Source organism: Cellulomonas sp. P4_A2, from assembly GCF_056402515.1.
The window spans coordinates 1-431 of record NZ_JBFUHG010000125.1 but is presented as its reverse complement, the minus strand read 5'-3'; the positions used below and the strand labels follow the sequence as shown (position 1 = coordinate 431).

General features: G+C 71.0%; 1 protein-coding gene. It reads left to right on the top strand.

Going from position 1 to position 431, the window contains the following annotated elements; translation table 11 throughout:
- Positions 1–431: acyl-CoA dehydrogenase family protein (locus AC1DUE_RS20395; RefSeq protein ID WP_477041224.1), on the top strand; the 431-nt coding region annotated here is incomplete at both ends.

Genomic DNA, 431 nt, shown 5'->3' with positions numbered 1-431 from the left:
ACCCTGGAGGCCGGGGTCTCGCTCGGCGCGATGCCGGTCTACCACTTCGGCACGGAGGAGCAGAAGCAGCAGTGGCTGCCCAGGCTCTGCTCGGGCGAGGCGCTCGGCGCGTTCGGGCTGACCGAGCCGGACTGCGGGTCCGACGCGGGCGGCACCCGGACGACGGCCGTGCTCGACGGGGACGAGTGGGTGATCAACGGCTCCAAGTGCTTCATCACCAACTCCGGTACGGACATCACCGCACTGGTCACGGTCACGGCGGTGACCGGCCGCAAGGAGAACGGCGCCCCGCTCATCTCGTCGATCATCGTGCCGTCCGGCACCCCCGGGTTCACGGTCGCCGCCCCGTACTCCAAGGTCGGCTGGAACGCCTCGGACACGCGCGAGCTGTCCTTCGCAGACGTGCGGGTCCCGGCGGCGAACCTGCTGGG